The 19,909-nt window shown below is 61.5% G+C and carries 19 protein-coding genes and 1 pseudogene; 11 read left to right on the plus strand and 9 right to left on the minus strand.

Annotated features, from left to right (window positions below; genetic code table 11):
- Positions 1-75 precede the first annotated feature (75 nt).
- Entirely contained in the window at positions 76-1,914 is a 1,839-nt protein-coding gene (gene ilvD / locus HJB91_RS23780; protein WP_210628240.1) for a dihydroxy-acid dehydratase, read from the plus strand.
- A 49-nt stretch (positions 1,915-1,963) separates the two neighbouring features.
- Here ilvD and HJB91_RS23785 read toward each other — a convergent pair whose 3' ends face one another.
- Entirely contained in the window at positions 1,964-2,314 is a 351-nt protein-coding gene (locus HJB91_RS23785; protein WP_210628239.1) for a lysozyme inhibitor LprI family protein, read from the minus strand.
- Positions 2,315-2,333: 19 nt separating this feature from the next.
- Positions 2,334-2,714, minus strand: coding sequence for a YkvA family protein (locus HJB91_RS23790; RefSeq protein ID WP_210628238.1), 381 nt, complete (start codon positions 2,712-2,714; stop codon positions 2,334-2,336).
- A gap of 133 nt (positions 2,715-2,847) precedes the next feature.
- On the opposite strand from HJB91_RS23790, the gene HJB91_RS23795 reads away from it, so the two are divergent.
- Both HJB91_RS23795 and HJB91_RS23800 read left to right on the plus strand, forming a co-directional pair.
- Complete coding sequence (locus HJB91_RS23795; protein ID WP_210628237.1) at positions 2,848-4,251, plus strand: DegQ family serine endoprotease; 1,404 nt, start codon at positions 2,848-2,850, stop codon at positions 4,249-4,251.
- Positions 4,248-5,564 carry a replication-associated recombination protein A gene (locus tag HJB91_RS23800; RefSeq protein ID WP_210628236.1) on the plus strand — a complete coding sequence of 439 codons (1,317 nt, stop codon included), beginning with the start codon at positions 4,248-4,250 and terminating at the stop codon, positions 5,562-5,564. Before HJB91_RS23795 ends, HJB91_RS23800 begins: the two co-directional genes overlap by 4 nt.
- A 13-nt stretch (positions 5,565-5,577) precedes the next feature.
- Here HJB91_RS23800 and HJB91_RS23805 read toward each other — a convergent pair whose 3' ends face one another.
- The 4 genes from HJB91_RS23805 to HJB91_RS23820 form a co-directional block, all read right to left on the minus strand.
- On the minus strand, positions 5,578-6,252 hold the full coding sequence (locus tag HJB91_RS23805) for a VIT1/CCC1 transporter family protein (RefSeq protein WP_221155987.1): 675 nt from the start codon (positions 6,250-6,252) through the stop codon (positions 5,578-5,580).
- Positions 6,253-6,499: 247 nt separating this feature from the next.
- Complete coding sequence (locus tag HJB91_RS23810; RefSeq protein ID WP_210628234.1) at positions 6,500-6,811, minus strand: DUF1883 domain-containing protein; 312 nt, start codon at positions 6,809-6,811, stop codon at positions 6,500-6,502.
- Between the two features lie 216 nt (positions 6,812-7,027).
- The gene (locus HJB91_RS23815) at positions 7,028-8,026 is read right to left on the minus strand and encodes a ketopantoate reductase family protein (RefSeq protein WP_210628233.1); all 999 of its coding nucleotides are present in this window, start codon (positions 8,024-8,026) and stop codon (positions 7,028-7,030) included.
- 151 nt (positions 8,027-8,177) lie between these two features.
- The gene (locus HJB91_RS23820) at positions 8,178-9,029 is read right to left on the minus strand and encodes an oxidoreductase (protein ID WP_221155988.1); all 852 of its coding nucleotides are present in this window, start codon (positions 9,027-9,029) and stop codon (positions 8,178-8,180) included.
- A 113-nt stretch (positions 9,030-9,142) separates the two neighbouring features.
- On the opposite strand from HJB91_RS23820, the gene HJB91_RS23825 reads away from it, so the two are divergent.
- Positions 9,143-10,030, plus strand: a complete 888-nt coding sequence (locus tag HJB91_RS23825; protein WP_210628231.1) for a LysR family transcriptional regulator — start codon at positions 9,143-9,145, stop codon at positions 10,028-10,030.
- 12 nt (positions 10,031-10,042) lie between these two features.
- Here the strand turns inward: HJB91_RS23825 and HJB91_RS23830 are convergent, their stop codons facing one another.
- Positions 10,043-10,606 (minus strand): nucleoside 2-deoxyribosyltransferase, encoded by a 564-nt coding sequence (locus tag HJB91_RS23830; protein WP_210628230.1) that lies wholly within the window; start codon positions 10,604-10,606, stop codon positions 10,043-10,045.
- Between HJB91_RS23830 and HJB91_RS23835 the strand changes: the two genes are divergently transcribed.
- On the plus strand, positions 10,596-10,919 hold the full coding sequence (locus HJB91_RS23835; protein ID WP_210628229.1) for a hypothetical protein: 324 nt from the start codon (positions 10,596-10,598) through the stop codon (positions 10,917-10,919). The two genes, HJB91_RS23830 and HJB91_RS23835, sit on opposite strands and share 11 nt — an antisense overlap.
- Before the next feature lie 40 nt (positions 10,920-10,959).
- Positions 10,960-11,934: an alpha/beta hydrolase gene (locus HJB91_RS23840; protein WP_210631645.1), complete on the plus strand. Its 975-nt coding sequence runs from the start codon at positions 10,960-10,962 to the stop codon at positions 11,932-11,934.
- A gap of 33 nt (positions 11,935-11,967) precedes the next feature.
- On the opposite strand, the gene HJB91_RS23845 is transcribed toward HJB91_RS23840, so the two are convergent.
- Complete coding sequence (locus tag HJB91_RS23845) at positions 11,968-12,591, minus strand: carboxymuconolactone decarboxylase family protein (protein WP_221155989.1); 624 nt, start codon at positions 12,589-12,591, stop codon at positions 11,968-11,970.
- Positions 12,592-12,709: 118 nt separating this feature from the next.
- Positions 12,710-14,242, minus strand: coding sequence for a PAS-domain containing protein (locus HJB91_RS23850; protein WP_221155990.1), 1,533 nt, complete (start codon positions 14,240-14,242; stop codon positions 12,710-12,712).
- 400 nt (positions 14,243-14,642) lie between these two features.
- Between HJB91_RS23850 and HJB91_RS23855 the strand changes: the two genes are divergently transcribed.
- The 5 genes and pseudogenes from HJB91_RS23855 to HJB91_RS23875 all read left to right on the plus strand — a co-directional run.
- Positions 14,643-15,698, plus strand: a complete 1,056-nt coding sequence (locus tag HJB91_RS23855; RefSeq protein ID WP_221155991.1) for a LacI family DNA-binding transcriptional regulator — start codon at positions 14,643-14,645, stop codon at positions 15,696-15,698.
- 22 nt (positions 15,699-15,720) lie between these two features.
- Positions 15,721-17,334 (plus strand): acyl CoA:acetate/3-ketoacid CoA transferase, encoded by a 1,614-nt coding sequence (locus tag HJB91_RS23860; protein ID WP_221155992.1) that lies wholly within the window; start codon positions 15,721-15,723, stop codon positions 17,332-17,334.
- Complete coding sequence (locus HJB91_RS23865) at positions 17,327-18,106, plus strand: enoyl-CoA hydratase/isomerase family protein (protein ID WP_210628224.1); 780 nt, start codon at positions 17,327-17,329, stop codon at positions 18,104-18,106. Before HJB91_RS23860 ends, HJB91_RS23865 begins: the two co-directional genes overlap by 8 nt.
- Entirely contained in the window at positions 18,106-19,614 is a 1,509-nt protein-coding gene (locus tag HJB91_RS23870) for an aldehyde dehydrogenase family protein (protein ID WP_221123479.1), read from the plus strand. Before HJB91_RS23865 ends, HJB91_RS23870 begins: the two co-directional genes overlap by 1 nt.
- A 99-nt stretch (positions 19,615-19,713) precedes the next feature.
- Positions 19,714-19,909: pseudogene (locus HJB91_RS23875) on the plus strand (sugar ABC transporter substrate-binding protein); the annotation flags it as partial.

The following is a 19,909-nucleotide window of genomic DNA, read 5'->3' on the forward strand; positions in this document are numbered from 1 at the left end:
GCGTTCGCCCGGCCCGCAGGCTTCATTGCCGGCCCGGCTTCGCCTGATGTTTCCGACATGTCGAGGAAGACACCGATGCCAGCTTACCGTTCCAGAACCACGACCCATGGCCGCAACATGGCGGGCGCGCGCGGCCTTTGGCGCGCCACGGGCATGAAGGATTCGGATTTCGGCAAGCCGATCATCGCGGTGGTGAATTCCTTCACCCAGTTCGTTCCCGGCCATGTGCATCTGAAGGATCTCGGCCAGCTCGTCGCTCGCGAAATCGAGGCGGCCGGCGGCGTCGCCAAGGAGTTCAATACGATCGCCGTCGATGACGGCATCGCCATGGGCCATGACGGCATGCTCTACTCGCTGCCCTCGCGCGAGTTGATCGCCGACAGCGTCGAATACATGGTCAATGCCCATTGCGCCGACGCCATGGTCTGCATCTCCAACTGCGACAAGATCACCCCCGGCATGCTGATGGCGTCGCTGCGCCTCAACATCCCCACCGTCTTCGTCTCCGGCGGTCCTATGGAAGCGGGCAAGGTCGTGCTGCATGGGAAGACACATGCGCTTGACCTCGTCGACGCCATGGTCGCGGCTGCCGATGATAAGATCTCCGATGACGACGTCAAGGTCATCGAGCGTTCAGCCTGTCCGACCTGCGGTTCGTGCTCCGGCATGTTCACCGCAAACTCGATGAATTGCCTGACGGAGGCGCTCGGCCTGTCGCTGCCCGGCAACGGCTCGACGCTTGCCACCCATGCCGATCGTAAGCGCCTCTTCGTCGAGGCCGGCCACCTGATCGTCGATCTCGCCCGCCGCTATTACGAGCAGGACGACGTCAAGGCGCTGCCACGCACCATCGCCTCCAAGCAGGCTTTCGAGAATGCCATGGCGCTCGATATCGCCATGGGCGGTTCGACCAACACGGTCCTGCACATCCTTGCAGCGGCCCACGAAGGCGAGGTCGATTTCACCATGGCCGATATCGACGCACTGTCGCGCCGCGTGCCATGCCTATCGAAGGTCGCGCCCGCCAAGAGCGATGTGCATATGGAAGATGTCCACCGCGCTGGCGGCATCATGTCGATCCTCGGAGAGCTCGATAAGGGTGGGCTCCTGAACCGCGATTGTCCGACCGTCCATGCCGAGACGCTCGGCGATGCGATTGATCGCTGGGACATCACCCGCACCAACAGCGACACCGTCCGCAACTTCTATCGCGCCGCTCCCGGCGGCATCCCGACCCAGGTCGCCTTCAGCCAGGAAGCTCGTTGGGACGAGCTCGACACCGATCGCCAGAACGGCGTAATCCGCTCGGTCGAACACCCCTTCTCCAAGGATGGCGGTCTTGCTGTGCTGAAGGGTAATCTCGCAGTGGACGGCTGCATCGTCAAGACGGCCGGCGTCGATGAATCGATCCTGAAATTCTCCGGCCCGGCCCGCGTCTTCGAAAGCCAGGATGCGTCGGTCAAGGCGATCCTCGCCAACGAGATCAAGGCCGGCGACGTCGTCGTCATCCGTTACGAAGGCCCGAAGGGCGGCCCCGGCATGCAGGAAATGCTCTATCCGACGAGCTATCTGAAGTCGAAGGGCCTCGGCAAGGCCTGCGCGCTGATTACCGACGGCCGCTTCTCCGGCGGTACCTCCGGCCTCTCGATCGGCCATGTCTCGCCGGAAGCGGCGAATGGCGGCACGATCGGCCTGGTGCGCGAAGGCGACATGATCGATATCGATATCCCGAACCGCACGATCAGCCTGCGTGTCAGCGAGGCCGAACTCGCCGCCCGCCACGCCGAGCAGGAAGGCAAGGGCTGGCAGCCGACCGAGATTCGCAAGCGCAACGTCACCACCGCGCTGAAGGCCTATGCGGCTTTCGCAACCAGCGCCGACCGCGGCGCCGTGCGGGATCTCAACGCCCGCTGAGTAGTCGAAACTACGACCCCTGATTAAGAGTCCAGCGGCGCGGCCGCTGTCAAAGCGGTCGGTTGATGTTTTTGTAGGTCTCGCCGAGCTGCTTCATCCGCTCGTCATAGGCAGCCTTGATACAGGCGGCGTCGCCCCCGCATTCCTGCCGCTTCTTCAGCCAGGCGGTCTGCTCGTCCTGCAATGTTCCGCGCGAGCCCATGGCCAGCAGACCGGAGAGCAGCTCGAAGGTCGTCACCATCTTGACGTCGGCGTCGTTGAGGACGCGATTGTCGCAGATCGCCTTTTCGTCCGGCTTCAATTCCTTCGCATCACAATCGAAACTCGCCGACCATGCCAGATCCGATGAGAAAATCAGGATCGCCAAACCGAGCGCGGCCGACATTCGCCATGTCATCATCTTCTTCCTTTACTGCCGATCAAATCAGCTTGCGCACCGCCAGAGCCAGAAAGATGATGCAGGCGAGCCAGACGACAAGGATGAAGATCAATCCGGCCCGGCCGGAAGGGCGTTCGATCCGCCTAGCCGCTTCCACGCGAAGCGCAGCCATCACCTCTGCCGGCACGAGCCGCGTCGCCAGCAAGATGCCGAGCGGAACGATGACGAGATCGTCGAGATAGCCGAGCACGGGAATGAAATCGGGGATCAGATCGATCGGCGAAAGCGCATAGGCTGCGACGGCGCCGGCGACCGCTTTCGCATACCAGGGCACGCGAGGATCGCGGGCGGCAAGCCACAGCGCAACGATGTCACGCTTCAGTGACTTTGCCCAGATTTTAGCTTTTGATATCAGTTGCATGGTTGACCTTCCTGAATCAAATTCGCAGCGCCATCAAGGCACTCCCTTGCCTTATTCTTCCATGCTTCCGCCCTCTTTCCTTTCTAGCGTCGGACGCTACAACGTTGCTCAAGAGGATTCAAAAGGGATACCCATGCAAGGCCTGTTCAAGCGCGCCTCCGTTTCGCTCTTCGCTCTGATGCTCGTTCTGCCGGCTGCGGCCCAGGCGCAGACGGCAAAGACGGTGCCTGAGAGCCAGATGCAGATGCAGCTCTCCTTCGCGCCGCTCGTCAAGCAGACGTCGGGCGCAGTCGTCAACGTCTATGCGGAAAAGATCATCCAGCGCCAGTCGCCCTTTGCGGGCGATCCCTTCTTCGAGCAGTTTTTCGGCCAGCAGATGCCGAATCGATCCGAAAAGCAGTCCTCGCTCGGTTCCGGCGTCATTGTCGAGGCGAACGGCACTGTCGTCACCAACAACCACGTCGTCGAAGGCGCCGACGATATCAAGGTGGCGCTGTCAGATGGCCGCGAATTCCCCTGCAAGGTGGTGCTGCGCGACGACCGCGTCGACCTCGCCGTGCTGAAGATCGACACCAAGGAAAACTTCCCGACACTACCGATCGGCAATTCCGATACCGTCGAGGTCGGCGATCTCGTGCTGGCGATCGGCAATCCCTTCGGTGTCGGCCAGACGGTGACGAGCGGTATCGTCTCCGCACTTGCCCGCAACCAGGTGGTCAAGAACGAGTTCGGCTTCTTCATCCAGACCGACGCCTCGATCAATCCGGGCAATTCCGGCGGTGCGCTGATGAACATGAAGGGCGAGCTGATCGGCATCAACACCGCGATCTTCTCGCGCGGCGGCGGCTCGAACGGCATCGGCTTTGCCATTCCCGCCAATCTCGTCAAAGTCTTCCTCGCTTCCGCCGATGCCGGCGTCAAATCCTTCGAGCGGCCCTATGTCGGCGCGAGCTTCGATGCGGTGACGTCGGAAGTTGCCGAAGCCCTTGGGCTCAACAAAGTGCGCGGCGCACTCGTCGTCAAGGTTTCGGAAGGCAGCCCGGCGGCGAAGGCCGGGCTGAAGGCCGGCCAGATCGTCACGTCAGTCAACGGCATCGCCGTCGAGCATCCGGACGCGTTGCTCTATCGCCTGACCACAGCCGGCCTCGGCAAAACGGTCAATCTTACCGTCATCGACAACGGCCACGAGCAGCAGTTGTCGCTGGCGCTCGACCGCGCGCCGGAGACCTCGCCTCGTGACCAGCGCGTCATTGGCGGGCGGACGCCCTTTACCGGCGCCGTCGTCGAAAACCTGTCGCCGCGCGTCGCAGATGAATTGCGCATGCCCTCGGAATCGGCGGGCGTCGTCGTTGCCGATGTCAAGCAGGATTCCCCGGCGGCTCGTCTGGGTTTTGAGCCCAAGGATATCATCGTTTCGATCAACGGAACGGAAGTAAAATCGACCAAAGAACTGGCCGAGATAGCCAGCAGCGATCCCGGTCTCTGGCGGGTCGAGATCGAGCGCGATGGCCAGCGTATCAGGCAGTTCTTCCGATGAGCAATGATCTCTTCGCGCCGCGTGTTCCGGAAGAGGTTGCCGCCAGGCGGCCGCTTGCCGACCGGTTGCGGCCGAAGACGCTTGCCGATGTCACTGGTCAGGAACATCTGACCGGTGAGGACGGCGTGCTGAAGAGGATGATCGAAAGTGGTTCGCTCGGATCGATGATCTTCTGGGGTCCGCCAGGCACCGGCAAAACGACGGTGGCGCGGCTGCTTTCCGGTGAGGCGGGGCTGGCCTTCGAGCAGATATCGGCGATCTTTTCCGGCGTCGCCGATCTGAAGAAGGTGTTCGAGGCGGCTCGCATGCGCCGCATGGACGGTCGCCAGACGCTGCTGTTCGTCGATGAGATTCATCGTTTCAACCGCGCCCAGCAGGACAGTTTCCTGCCTGTTATGGAGGACGGCACCGTCATTCTCGTCGGCGCCACCACCGAAAATCCCTCCTTCGAGCTCAACGCCGCTCTGTTGTCGCGCGCCCGCGTCCTCACTTTCAAGTCACATGACGAGGAGAGCCTGGAGGAATTGCTGACGCGCGCCGAGGCGATTGAGCAGAAGCCGCTGCCGCTGACCGAGGAGGCGCGCGCCAGCCTGATCCGCATGGCCGATGGCGACGGCCGCGCCGTGCTGACGCTCGCCGAAGAGGTCTGGCGTGCTGCCCGCGAGGGCGAGAGCTTCGATACCGAAGCGTTGACGCGTATCGTCCAGCGCCGCGCCCCAGTCTACGACAAGGCGCAGGACGGCCACTACAATCTGATTTCGGCGCTGCATAAGTCGGTGCGCGGCTCGGATCCGGATGCTGCGCTCTATTATCTTGCCCGCATGTTCGATGCCGGCGAGGATCCGCTCTATCTCGGCCGGCGTTTGGTGCGCATGGCGGTGGAGGATATCGGGCTTGCCGATCCGCAGGCGCTGGTGATCTGCAACGCCGCCAAGGATGCCTATGACTATCTCGGATCGCCGGAAGGGGAGCTGGCGCTGGCGCAAGCCTGCGTCTATCTCGCCACCGCGCCGAAATCGAATGCCGTCTACACCGCCTTCAAGGCCGCAAGCCAGGCCGCAAAGCAGAACGGCTCGCTGCTGCCGCCGAAGCATATCCTCAACGCGCCGACGAAATTGATGAAGGGCGAGGGTTACGGCGAGGGCTATCGCTACGATCACGACGAGCCGGACGCCTTTTCAGGCCAGGATTATTTTCCGGAGAAGATGGGCCGCCAGACTTTCTACGATCCGCCGGAGCGCGGCTTCGAGCGGGATATCCGTAAGCGGCTGGAATGGTGGGCGAAGCTGCGCAAAGAACGCAATCCGCGCTGACGCGTGGGCGGGGTTAACCGCCAAGAGCGACCGCTATGGCGACCAGAAGCAATCCGAGGCAAGTCATCGTCATCCCCGCATAAAAAGGCCTGCCTCCCGAAAATTTCGCCCACGCATAACCCGTCACGAACAGCAGCATGATGAGAAACAGGTTGCTGACTCTCAGAGCGAGGTGGGCGCTGTCGATGAGAAAGAAAGGGGTCACGGCCGGAATGGACGTGACCGAGACGAGAAAAACGACCGCGAGGGCGGCAAGGAGATCATTTTTCGATAGAGACGCCCTCACAGGATCGGCCCTGCGTGCGAGCGTCAGCAGTGATCTATAAAGCGCGTCTGCATCGGCAGCCTTTGCAGAAAACGGTGCTTCTTCGATCGGGAATTCTTTCGCGAGCATGTTGAGCGCCGCAGTCTCGCTTCCGGCGGCTTTGATTTGCCGAAAAGGGCGCAGCCGCCTGCTCTTGTAAAACGTCGTCCCCAGAACGAACAAAACGGCGTCAATGATCCCCCAGGCAACGTTGCATCCGACTGTTGCGACGATCAACTCCTGAGCATCCAACCCCTCTTCTTCAAAAACAAGTCTCGAGCCGACCGTCAAAGTCAGCGCCATGATCAGTCCGAAAAGGACTTCACCGAGTGCATCGCCGGGATCGATGATATCAGTGACACGATCGATCGGGTTCGAAGTCATGGGCTGCCCCAGGTGATGAGATCTTCGTCTGCTGTTCCTCTCTCGGCGATCCGAGTATGAATGGGAGCGGACTGCAGCTGGCGGCGTGGTGGAAGCCCCGCGACTGAGAATTGTGAACGACGACTCGGGATGATTCATTGATCGTGATCAAGATCAGTACGATTGGGCGTCTCGTGATCACGGTTTGTCGACAAAGCACGTCCGTGCCTGTCCTGGCGCGTCAGAAAAGATGCCGGTGCTGCAAAGCTCAGGAAGGGCGTGGTGTCTTCTGATTGACAGGCGCGGCGATCACCTTGACGGCGGATTCCGCGAGCCCGTGATGGCCTTCCATGTCGACGACGACATGCCAGTGGCCGCTTTCCGGAACGGCGAGCTTGACCGGCGACTTGCGCGCCACGCCGCCGATATATTTGAAATCGAGAACCTCGGTGAAACGCTGGAAGTTCGGCGCCGTCATCAGACGAACATTGTTCACCGCATTCAGCGACACCTCGACGATCGTTCCGGCTCGCTGTTCCTTGAGATCGTAATGGGTGAAGCGGAAATTCGGTTTCGGCATCGGTCTCGCGGCGTCTGATAACTTGGCGACGAGATTTTACCAGCATGCCAGTTAACGAAAAGTTGGAAATCGGCCCCTTTAGCCCATGCCTGCGATAGGAAATCCATGCGTGGCGAGGGGCAAAAATATAGTTATGGCATAAAGGCGGGCGGCGGAAATCTCCCACGCCATGTCGGGAAGGAATGGTCGCCCTGATGGCCGCCGTTCTCCTGGTTGTCAGTTGCCGCGCCGGTTTTCCCGATCCAGCTGCGTCACCAGCGCCAGGATCGTCTCCGATACCGGCGTCGGCACGGCAGTCAGGCGTCCGAGCGCCACCAGCATGCCGACAAGCGGGGTAATTTCGAGCGCCTTGCCGCCGATCAGGTCCTGCAGCATCGAGGTCCGAACGCCGCCGATGTGGCGCGACTGCTCCAGCCGCTGCTCGACAGACATGGCGAAATCCGCACCGACCGCATCGCCGACAGCGCGCACTTCCTTCATGACCTTGCTCACCATGTCCATGAGCGCCGGATCCGCCATGATGTCGGTCATCAGCGCCCGTGTCAGAGCGCTGATCGGGTTGAAGGCGGCGTTGCCCATCAACTTGCTCCAGATTTCACTGCGGATGTCGGCCGTGGTCGTAATATTGAGATCGGCGCCGCTCAGCACCGCTGCTATGGCCGAAAGCTCGGCAGACATTTCACCGGAGGGCTCGCCAAGTACGAAGCGGCCTTTGTGGGAAAGTTGGATCTCGCCTGGCTTGACCACTTCCGCACCTTGATAGGCGACGCAGCCGATCACGCGTTCCGGGCTGATCAGCCGCCAGAGCCTGCCGCCGGGATCGAGCTCGTCGAATTGCAGTTCCTGATGTCCGCTCCTGGGATCGCGATGGAAATACCACCATGGAATGCCGTTGAGGATCATGACGACGCGGGTGCCTTGCTTGAGCAGACCGGCGATCCCTTCGGCGGCAGGCGACAGCTGATGTCCCTTGAGGCCGGTGATGACGAGATCCTGCCGCGGCAATGTCTTCGGATCGTCGGTTGCCGTTACGCGTACCTTGAGCGGGGTTTGCGCATCGGCCTCGCGCAGACTGAGGCCGTGGCTGCGGATCGCATCGAGATGCGCCCCACGCGCGACGACGGCGACGTCGTTATCTTCCCTGCCTGCGAGCTTGGCGGCGATGGCGCCGCCAAGGGCGCCGGCGCCATAAATACAGATGGTCTTGATGGGCATGTGTTGCCTCTTCAGGGGTCACGGTCTGACTTACATCTAGGCCATCCCCGGCGAGAGGCGAATGCCAATTTGCCGCAAGGCGTTCTTTGTATCACCTCCATGGCGCTGCCGCACGTCCAAATCCGAATACGGCGGCATTGGTCTTGGCTGCTCAGGCCCGAGCGGTTGCGTCGCTTGCAAAATCCGTGGAGACGGCAAGCTCGCGCCAGACGGCCAGTTCCTTTTCGACACTCGCATGCTGCGCCTCGATCATGGCGACCGTATCGCTGCCGAACGGCATGCGCAGCGGCGGGTTGGCCGAGTTGACCATTGTCATGATGCCGGCCGCGAGCTTGGCGGGGTTGCCGGGCTGGGCGTGATTGGCGTCGACGGCGAAATTACGCATGTTTCCAGCCGGCGTGCCCTCGTAATCGGCGATGGAAGCAGGACTTATTGCCAGCGAGGTGTCGGCGAGGAAGTCCGTGCGGAAGAAGCCAGGCTCGACAATCGTCAGCTTGATGCCGAAAGGTTCGACTTCGGCGGCCATGGATTCCGACAGCCCTTCGACTGCGAATTTGGTCGAGCCGTAGACGCCCCAGCCGGGATAGCCGAAATAGCCGCCGATCGAGGAGAAGTTCAGGATATGGCCGGAACGCTGGCGACGCATATAGGGCAGTACGGCGCGTGTCACCTTCAGGAGACCGAAGACATTGGTGGCATAGATCTTTTCGATCTCTTCGGCTGTGGCTTCCTCGACGGCGCCGAGCAGGCCGTAACCGGCATTGTTGGCGAGAACGTCGATGCGGCCGAAGCGGGCGATGCCGGCGGCCGCAGCCTCCTTGGCCGGCGCCTCGTTGGTGACGTCGAGCGCGACGGCCAGCAGGTTCGGATGGTCCCCGAATTGTTCGATGATGGTCTTCGGGTTGCGGGCCGTGGCGATGACGGCATCGCCTGATGCAAGTGCTTCCTTGGTCATCAGCGCGCCGAAACCGCGGGATGCACCAGTGATAAACCAGACTTTCATGACGAATTCCTTTGTTGGCGTCGCATCTCTGTGCTGACGGACTGAATTTGACTGAAAACCAGATGCTGTATAAGATTCGTTATTATTGAAACTATGATGAGCAAAACTCAGCAATGAGGGCCACTGAACTTTCCGAACTGGCGGCCTTCGTGGCCGTGGCGCGGCACAAGAGCTTCCGCAAGGCGGGCGAGGAGCGGGGCGTCACAGCCTCTGCCGTCAGCCATGCGGTGCTCAATCTGGAAGACCGAATTGGCATCCGCCTGCTCAACCGCACGACACGCAGCGTTTCGCTGACGGAAGCCGGCGAACTCCTGGTCTCACATCTCGTTCCGGCTTTCGGGGAGATGGCGGCCGCGCTCGATGCGCTGAACCGATACCGCGATACGCCGTTCGGCAGGGTGAGAATCAACGTGCCGAATTCCATCGGTCCTTTCGTCATTGGCCGTGTCATCGCCCCATTGCTTCAACGCAATCCCAATTTGCAGCTGGAAATCAACGCGACCGACAGGCTGGTCGACATCGTCGAGGAAGGGTTTGATGCCGGCATCCGTTTCGGCGAACGTGTCACCGAAGGCATGATCGCCTTGCGTATCAAGCCGCGTATCCGCCTGGTCGTGGTCGGTTCACCCGCCTATTTCGAGAGGCGCCCGAAGCCGGAAACGCCTTACGAGCTCAAGCGCCACCTCTGCATCCAGAACATGTTTCCCTCCGGTGCACGTTATGCCTGGGAATTCGAGAAGGACGGCCAGACGGTGAGCTTTCAGCCGACCGGACCACTGTCGCTCGACGATCACGAGCTGATGATGCAGGCAGCGCTCGGCGGCGTCGGCCTTGCCTATATCTGGGAGCCCCGCGTCGAAAAGGCCATTGCCGACGGCGAACTCATCCAGGTGCTCGACGACTGGTGTCAGCCGGAGGAACCGCTCTATATCTACTATCCGAGCCGCCGCCATATATCTGCGGGCTTCAGGGCGGTGATCGACGCGATCAGGGCGGTGTGAAAGAGCCCAATCCTACCCGCGCAAGCCAGCGATCGTTTGAAGCGCCTCAAAATAAATCGCCAAGTCTCGGGCAGGATCCGCCGGCAGGGTGGTTGCACGGAATACCTTGCCTCCTGCCGCCTCGACGCCTCCGTCGATCATCAGGTTGTCGGCCATGCCGTGATTTTCGATTGCGATGCCGTCAGGCCCGCGCGGGCGTCCGCTCGTCTCGTCGATCTCCATTCCCGCATACCAGATCGAGCGGACGCGCAAGCCGTAGTCGTCGGGGTGGTTGGTATAGGCGAAGACCGATTTTCCGAGAGCAATCATGAAGCCGATCTCGTAGACCGTGCCCGGATCGGCGCTGACGCCGCGAAAGGGTGTGATGTTGGCGAGGCAGATTTCCGCCTTACGCATGGCGACGTCATTGCGGGCGTAAATCTCCGCAGCTGTCCGCTTTATCGGCGTTTGATTTTCGTCGCTGCCGGGGCCGGTCGGTTCGAAGCCGCACTGACGCGCCAATCGGCGTTTTTCTGCCATGATGGGCATTGCATCGGGAAGAAAGACTTCCGGGCCGGCAAGGTAAATGGTGGTCATCGGTATCCTTCATTTCTACGCGAGCCGAAGCACGGGAGTTGAGGGCAGGGCGGGATCCATTTCCGATGGAAGCCTGGCAGATGGCAAGCCGCGCCGGCAACAATTTCGATTTCTTCCATTGACAGTCCGATCAGCCCGCAGCAGGCCGGCAGCTGCCGCGCGGGCCGGCATCAGCCTGCTCGTTGGAGACGTGAAAAAGCGAAAGGTTGCGCTTGTCACCCTTTTGACTTCGCTGGGCGAAGCAGCCAATGATACGGTCATGGCAGCATCATCGGGAGAGATTGATGAAGGGGCGGATTTTGTCAAATGCTGATCGAAGTGCGCCGAAGCGGCTCGGATATCTGTTTCCCGCCATCGCCGCGCTGATCCTATCGGCACCGCTGGCGCTGGGAGAAGAAATCGGGCCGCAAAGCCAGTCCTCGCGTGCGCAGGTCGAAAAACTGCTCGGCCTGTGGAAGGAGCACTTTGCCGGCGCCGACAGCCTGCAAGAGCGCAGGGCTGCTTTCGCCAGGCTGATGGAAACGATGCCGGGGCCGACGCGCATCCAGGTCCGGCAGGTCGATGCCGACGGCGTGGATGGCGAGCTGATGTGGCCCGCCCGGCTCCATCACCCGATCGGCAAAAGGGTGATTCTCTACATCCATGGCGGCGGCTTTTCCGGTGGTTCCATCCGTACGCACGGCTTGTTCGCCGGTTCGCTCGCCAAGGCCGCATCCAGCGACGTGCTTCTGATCAATTATCGGCTGATGCCGGAATATACCTATCCCGCCCAGATCAACGACGCGCTGACGGCCTATCGCTGGCTTCTTGATAACGGTTATAGCAACGAGAACGTCGTCGTGGCAGGAGACGGCGCTGGCGGCAACATTGCGCTCGAGGCGGTGCTGCGGCAGAAGCAGGCGGCCAAACCCTTGCCGGCGGCCGTGATTGCGCTGAGCCCGATCACCGATCTTGCCGCGACGGGCGGATCGATGACGGCGAATGCCGGCAGCGACCCGCTGGTCGATAAGGCGTTGATCGAGACTTTGCGCAAGACCTATCTCGGCAGCCGGCCTGCCACCGATCCTCAGGCATCACCGCTTTATGCCGACATGACCGGATTCCCGCCGCTATTGTTGCAGGTCGGTTCCGGCGAAGCCCTGCTTGATGACACGCTGCGCCTCGCTGACAAAGCGCGCGGGCAGGGCGTGGATGTCACCACCGAGGTCTGGCCGGGCATGCCGCATCAGTGGCAGCTGTTTCCCGCGATACTCGACGATGCCGATCGCTCGAGTCAGACTATTGCCGAGTTTGCGATTCGGCATTTTGCCGAAAAACCGGAAGAGTAGGGGCCACAGCCGCTGGCGTCAGCCGACACTGCATCATTGCGATGTGCCGCCCGAGGGTGAAGGCGCCAGGGGCCGCTCGACTTCCCGGCCGACACTGAGCGCCTTTCGCACATTCGGCTCCAGCCGCTCGATATAGGCGTGGTCGGGCGCAGCGCCGAGCGCATCCAGCATTTTCGAGAAAAAACAGCGGGCCGCTGTGGCGGCCGTGACGTCGAAGATTTCGGCGTCACTCAGCCCGCGTTTCTTCAACCCGTCTATATCGTGCTGCGTGATCGATGTCGCATCGCGCGCCACCTTGGCCGCAAAGGCCATGATCGCACGCTCGCCGGCATCGATTGGTGCCTTTTCGGTCTCGTTGACAACTGCCGTCAGTCCCTCGCTGGTAAATCCCTCGCGCAGCAGCACCGAGCCGTGCGCCAGCATGCAATAGGAGGATTTAAGCTCCTTGGCCGCCGCCAGCGTCACCAATTCGTAGCGCCTGAGGCTCATATGGCCGCGAATGCTCGAAAGCAGCCCCGCCCAGCTCTCCATCACCTCCGGCCGGTGGCCGAAGGCACGATACATGTTCGGCAGATAACCATAATTCGCCTCGGCCGACGCGTACATCGACGTCGTCCTCTCGCTGGCGGATGCATCCGGGGTGTGAATGAAAGCCATGACATGGTCCTCCTCTATTGCGAGAAGGATAGGGTAGATATGCCGGACAGCAATCCTGCGCCGTCAGATCGGGAACGAGCCCTCGGCCGTACAGGACGCCGTTTGAGGGCCTGAATGATCAGGCAACGTCGTTGCTCGCCAGAATGTCAGCGGCTCTCTTGATGGGAAGAGTGACGGTGAAGGTGGATCCGCACCCTCTTGCACTTCGCACCTCTATCGAGCCTTGATGCAGTTCGATGATCTGCTTGACAAGATTGAGGCCGATACCGGTTCCGGCAATCCCGGTCGAGGTCCGCGCGCGGAAATAGCGTTGAAACAGCCGGGGCACGTCTTCAGCATCGATCCCCACGCCATCGTCGCTGATCGAAACCTTGATATTGCCCGTCTCCTCCCATGCCGTAACACGAATTTCGGAGGTTCCTGGCGCATATTTCACCGCATTCGAGAGCAGATTGGTAAAGACCTGGCTTAAGCTGCGGGGATCGGCATCGATGAATTCCGGCAGCCCGTCTATGTCGAGCACGAAGCCGTGCGTCTTCGAGATCGCCGACTGCCGCTCGCAGCAGGTTCTGATCAACGTTCCCACGGCGCAGGCGTCATAACTGATATCGATCTTGCCGGTATCGAGGCGTCCGGCCGTCAGGATGCTCTCCATGAGATCGACGATCCGGCTCACCGATGCACGGATCTGTTCGACCTTGTCGTTGAGAAATTCGGGATCGACCGCGCCCCCTTTCCGGAGCAGCCGCTGAGCGGCAGCATCGATGATTGCAAGCGGGGTGCGGAACTCATGTGATGCCATCGCCACGAACTGCCGCTGCAATTCGTTGATGCTCCGCTCCTGGGCGAGCATCCGCTCAAGCTCGCGCGCCTGCCGTTCGACCTCCGCCGTTCGGTTTTGCACAGTAACTTCGAGCTGATCGTGATGGCGGCGCAGCGCTTCCGCAAGCCGCACGGTCTTCGTGACGTCCTCGTGGGTCGCCACGTATCCGCCGTTCTGCATCGGATTGTGGGTGATTTTGATGATGCGCCCGTCGGTGAGCGCGATGTTCTGGCTCGCCGGTGCGCCGAGTGCCGTCGCTTCGAAGACGACGTCAAAATAGGTGGCGGTATCGGCCGGACCATTTCCCTGTTGGCTTCGATAGGCGAGGATGTCCACCAGCGACGTTCCGGGCCGAGTCAAAAAATCCGGCAGATCGTACATCCGTGCATAGGATGCGTTGCACAATATCAGCTTCTTCGTCGCGTCGAACATGCACAGCCCATGCGGCATATTGCTGAGAGCTGCGTCGAACCGGCGATGCTGTTCCCTCAGATTGTCTTCTACGCGGATATGGGCCGAGATGTCTTCATAGCTGAGGATCCAGCTTCCCGCTCTCGACGGGGCGCAGGTCAATGAGATCATCCGTCCGTTGGCCAGTGCAAACTGCGAGGTGTGCGGCCTGCCGGTAGTCAACCGTGAACAAGCCGCTGCACGGCAGTCGGCGGTGCCGGGCAGGCCGTCGATATTCATTCCTCTGCGCAGAGTGCCATCGGAAAGGCCGAGAATATCAAGCGCACGGGAATTGAAAGCCGTCACCGTATCGGCAGAATCAAGGAGAACAATGCCCTGCGGCAGGTTCTCCAGAATGGCTTCAAACGAATGCGGCATTTCCGGCCCCGCTTTAAATCTGGCACGTCCCCTATCCGTAGCATTGGCCACAAACGATAAAGTTTCGCTAATACCTCCGGGAGGGAATTCCTCGAGAGCAATTCCAGCAAAGATGCGTCGCGATTCTGCATCAACCTAATGGATCCACGACATCTGCCGCGATTCATCCTCAGACTTGAAGAGCCAGAGATTTCGCAGGCTGGCCCGAACTCGCAACGTTGGGAAAAGCCTGTCGGATTGTTTCCATGATTTAAATCGTTCCAAAAACAAGTCCCCGCTCGTGACGTGATGGGGAGAGAGAAAGGCCAATAAAGAGCAACCCTAATTAAAATGGCTCTTGACATATTTGGAACGTTCCAAATAAATAAGCACCAGTCGACGATGACGACGGGAGGGTGAAGTGACAAAGGCGCGGGTGACCGTCATCGACATTGCGAAGGCCGCCGGCGTCTCCAAGTCGACGGTGTCGCTCGTGCTTCAGGGCTCCTCCCTGGTCAATGAGGCGACGCGTGCCAAGGTCAATGCCGTGATGCGCGAGCTCGGATACGTCTATAATCGCAGCGCAGCCAATCTTCGGCAGGCCGGTTCCAAATCGAGGATCATCGGAGTTGTCGTGAACGATCTGACGAACAGCTTCTTTGCGGAGTTGGCGGTCGGCGTCGATATGGTCGTTCAGTCGGCCGGTTTCGTGCAGTTCCTGTCGAACACCGGCGAGAGCATCGACAGGCAGCGCGAGGTTGTCGCATCGATGCGCGAACATGGCATTTCGGGCCTGATCGTCTCGCCGGCGCGCGCCACCGATGCCGCCGACTTCAAGCCGCTGGTCTCGGCAGGCATTCCCGTCGTGGTTGTCGTCCGAAACTTGCCTGGCGCCAAGGTCTCGTCGATAGTCTCCGACAACCGGGCCGGCATGATGGCCGCCGTTCAGCATCTGGTGGGTCTCGGTCATAAGCGCATCGCATTTCTCGGCGGCTTTCCCGACACCGCTGTCTTCGACGATCGCCTTTCCGGTTACCGCAGCGGAATAGAGGCGGCCGGGCTCGGATACGACGAGGCACTCGTGATCTCGTCCGCGCCGTCGCGAGCGGGCGGCGTGGAGGCGATCGGAAGAGCGATCGCTCTTGGCGACCGGCCCACTGCGGCCGTCTGCTTCAACGATGCCGTCGCCTTCGGAGTCTGCGACGGATTGCGTTCGCGCCGTCTGGAGCCTGGCGCCGACTTCGCCGTCGTGGGTTTCGACGACGTCATCGAGGCTCAGGCGGCGGTTCCCGCGCTAACGACGGTCTCGGTCGATCCGCAGGGCATCGGGCGTCGCGGCGCACAGATGCTCCTCAAGCAGATCAATGCGGGCAAGGCCGAAGCGGAGACGGTGACGACAGCCGTTCGGCTCGTCGTCCGCGAAAGTTGCGGAGCCGGCACAGCCGCGCCGATAAGGGCCGGCAGAGCGGGAAATTGAAACGGGGTTCGAAGTGACGCACATGAAGAAGCATCTCACACCAGCCGAAGCGGCCGCGCTGATCCCGGATGGCGCCGTCGTTACGGTGTCGTCGTCGAGCGGTCTAGGTTGCCCCGACCTGATGCTGAAGGCGATCGGCGAGCGTTTCGAAGCGACCGGTCATCCCAGTCACATTACCACCCTTCACCCAATTGCCGCCGGCGATATGAGCGGCATCAAGGGCGTCGACCATATCGCGAGGAAAGGTCTGCTCAAGCGCATCATCGGCGGTTCCTATCCCTCGGGACCGTCCTCGGCCGAGCCGCCGTTGATCTGGCAGATGATCACCAATAATGAGATCCCGGCCTATAATATTCCCTCCGGCATCCTGTTCGACATCCATCGCGAGGCCGCCGCCAAGCGACCTGGTGTCTTGACCAAGGTCGGCATCGACACCTTCGTCGATCCCGAGCGGCAGGGCTGCGCAATGAACGCCCTGGCTTCGGGCGATCCGGTGGTCAGGCGCGTCAGCTTCGAGGGCGACGACTGGCTGTTCTTCCCCGCGATCGTCCCGCAGGTCGCGATCATTCGCGCGACGACAGCCGATGAGCGCGGCAATCTCACCTATGAACATGAAGGCGCCTATCTCGGCGGCCTCGATCAGGCGCTTGCCGCCCGCAATAATGGCGGCATCGTCATCGCGCAGGTCAAGCGTATCACCAAGGAAGGCTCTCTGAAGCCCCATGACGTCCGCGTGCCGGGAATGCTGGTCGACTATGTGATCGTTGATCCCGATCAGAAGCAGACGACGCAGACTGGGTACGACCCGGCAATATCAGGCGAGATCTTCCGCCCGCTCGATAGCTTCCGCGTTCCGGAGTTCAATGTCCAGAAGGTCATCGCGCGCCGTGTCGCGCAGGAATTAGAGGCGGGAAGCTGCGTTAATCTCGGCTTCGGAATATCGGCCAACGTGCCACGGATTCTGCTGGAGGAGGGGCTGCACGGCGCTGTCACCTGGGTGATCGAGCAGGGCGCGGTCGGCGGTGTGCCGCTGCTCGACTTCGCCTTCGGTTGTGCCTCCAATGCCGACGCCTATATGCCGTCTCCCTATCAGTTCACCTATTTCCAGGGCGCTGGTTTCGATGCGTCGCTGTTGTCCTTCCTCGAAATCGGAAAGGACGGATCGGTCAACGTCTCGAAGCTGTCGTTCCGGCCGCATGTCACCGCCGGCGCTGGGGGCTTCGTCGACATCACGGCGCGGGCGAAGAAGATAGTCTTCTCCGGCATGTTCAACGCCGGTGCGAAGCTTTCGATCGCCGACGGAGCTCTCCTCATCGAAAAGGAAGGCAAGCTGAAGAAGCTGGTGAACGTGGTCGAACACGTCACCTTCAGCGGCAGGCGCGCAATCGAGCAGGGTCAGGATATCACCTATGTCACCGAGCGGTGCGTCATGAAGCTGACGCCTGAGGGCATCGTGTTGACCGAGATCGCGCCCGGCGTCGATCTGCAAACCCAGATCCTCGAGCAGTCCGAATTCCGACTGATCGTCGCGCCCGACCTGAAGGTGATGGACGCCGCACTGTTCCGGGAGGCTGAGATCGGACTCTCGCTTCCGGCAAGGAGGGCGCGGGCGCTGGAGGGCTCCTTCAATGGCTAGTGGATCGGTCAGGATCGATATCGATGGCCATGTCGCGACGCTGACGATCTCCCGGCCGGAGAAGCTGAACGCGCTCGATCTCGATATGCTGAAAGCCTTGGCGGAGGCGGCCGACGCGGTGGAGGCGAACCCGAATGTGCGCGCTGCCGTTCTCACCGGCGAAGGAAAGGGCTTTTCCGCCGGAGGCGACATCAAGGCCTGGGGCGGAATGCTGCCTCAGGAGTTCGGCCACGCCTGGGTGCGGCACGGCCACCGCATATTCGATAGACTGGCGACGCTCAGGGTGCCGCTGGTCGCGGCCCTCAATGGCCACGCCCTCGGAGGCGGGCTCGAACTGGCCGGCGTTGCCGATATTCGCATCGCAGAGGAACACATCAAGATCGGCCTGCCGGAGACCGGCCTCGGAATGGTGCCGGGCTGGTCCGGCACCCAGCGTCTCGTGCGCCGGTTTGGCGCGCAGGCCGTCCGGCGCATGGCGCTCGGCGGCGAGATTTTTACCGCCGAGGAGGCGCGTCTGCTCGGGATCGTCGACGCGGTGGTTCCGACGGGAAACGCGCTGGCGGCTGCCAGGGACTATGCCGAGCGGATTGCCGCACGGGGACCGGCCGCTATCGAGATCGTCAAGCTGATGATCGCATCGGCGAACGGTGAAGACAATGGAACCGCGGTCGAAGCCCTAGGCTCGATCCTCGCCGCCAAGACCGGCGATCTGAAGGAGGGCGTTGCGTCGTTCAGCGAAAAGCGCCCGGCAAAATTCAAGGGAGAATGGTAATGACGGTTCTCGTCAATCCGACCGCGCTTAGCAATGACAAAGCTCGCGATTTCAAGATGCTGATTGACGGCAAATGGGAAGCCGGCGCCGCCGATCCGATCGCGCGCGTCGCGCCGAGCCATGGTGTGGTGGTCAGCCGTTTCCCGGCCGGCAGCAGGAGCGATGCCGAACGCGCCATCGCCGCCGCCCGCAAGGCCTTCGATCTCGGGCCATGGCCGCGAATGACCGCTTCCGAGCGGTCGGCCATTCTGCTCAGGGCTGCCGATCTGATCGCGGCGCGTGCGGAAGAACTGGCATTTCTCGATGCCATCGAGGCGGGGAAACCCATCACCCAGGTTCAGGGCGAGATCGCGGGCTCCGTCGACATATGGCGCTATGCGGCGGCTCTTGCTCGCGACCTTCACGGCGAAAGCTACAACACGCTTGGGGACGGCACGCTCGGCGTCGTCCTGCGCGAGGCGATCGGCGTGGTGTCGATCATCACGCCCTGGAATTTCCCGTTCCTGATCGTCGGACAGAAGCTGCCCTTCGCCCTTGCCGCAGGCTGCACCACCGTCGTCAAGCCCTCTGAACTGACGTCGGGATCGACGCTCGTGCTCGGAGAAATCCTGCAGGAAGCAGGCATTCCCGAGGGTGTCGTCAATATTGTCACCGGTACGGGACCTGAGGTCGGCGCGGTCATGACGTCTCATCCCGACGTCGATATGGTCTCCTTCACCGGCTCGACGGGCGTGGGAAAATTGACCATGGCGAATGCTGCGCAGACGCTGAAGAAGGTCTCACTGGAACTGGGCGGCAAGAACCCGCAGATCGTCTTCCCGGATGCCGATCTCGACGCCTTCATCGATGCCGCGGTCTTCGGTGCCTATTTCAATGCCGGCGAGTGCTGCAATGCTGGCTCGCGGCTGATCCTTCACAAGTCGATCGCTGCCGATGCCGTCAGGCGGATTGCCGAGTTGTCGAAGGCGGTCAAGGTCGGCGATCCCCTCGATCCCTCGACGCAGGTCGGCGCGATCATAACGCCGCAGCATCTGGAGAAGATCTCGGGCTATGTCGCCGGCGCCAGGAGCAGCGGCGCTCGGATCGCGCATGGCGGCGAGAGGCTCGACCTCGGCATGGGGCAGTTCATGTCGCCGACGATCCTCGAAGCGGTCACGCCTGACATGGCGGTGGCGCGCGAAGAGGTCTTTGGCCCGGTCCTCTCGGTTCTCACGTTCGAAACGACTGCCGAAGCAATCAGGATCGCGAATTCCATCGATTACGGCCTCTCGGCCGGTGTCTGGAGCCGCGATTTCGATACCTGCCTGACCATCGGTCGGTCAGTGCGGGCGGGCACGGTCTGGATGAACACCTTCATGGACGGCGCCTCGGAACTGCCCTTCGGCGGCTACAAGCAGAGCGGCCTTGGCCGTGAGCTCGGCCGCCACGCGGTCGAGGACTATACGGAGACCAAGACGCTGAACATGCATATCGGCAAGCGCACCAACTGGTGGATGCCGCGAACCTGAGGCTGGCTTCGCCAGCGACGAAACTACGCCTGAGGAGGGCGGGTGATCGGGTGCGGGAATGGGTCCCGCATCTCCAAACGGGAACTGGGAGGTTCTTCGATGCGTAAGTTTCTGACAATGACTGCCGTGATCGCACTGGCCGTGGCCGGCGCCGGCGTCTCCGCACGCGCTGCCGACGTGAAGGAAGTGCAGATGCTGCACTGGTGGACGTCGGGGGGCGAGGCAGCGGCTTTGAACGTCCTGAAGCAGGATCTATCGAAGGAAGGTTTTGCCTGGAAGGACGTCCCGGTTGCCG

Source organism: Rhizobium sp. NLR10b (assembly GCF_019685435.1).
Taxonomy (GTDB): Bacteria; Pseudomonadota; Alphaproteobacteria; order Rhizobiales; family Rhizobiaceae; genus Rhizobium.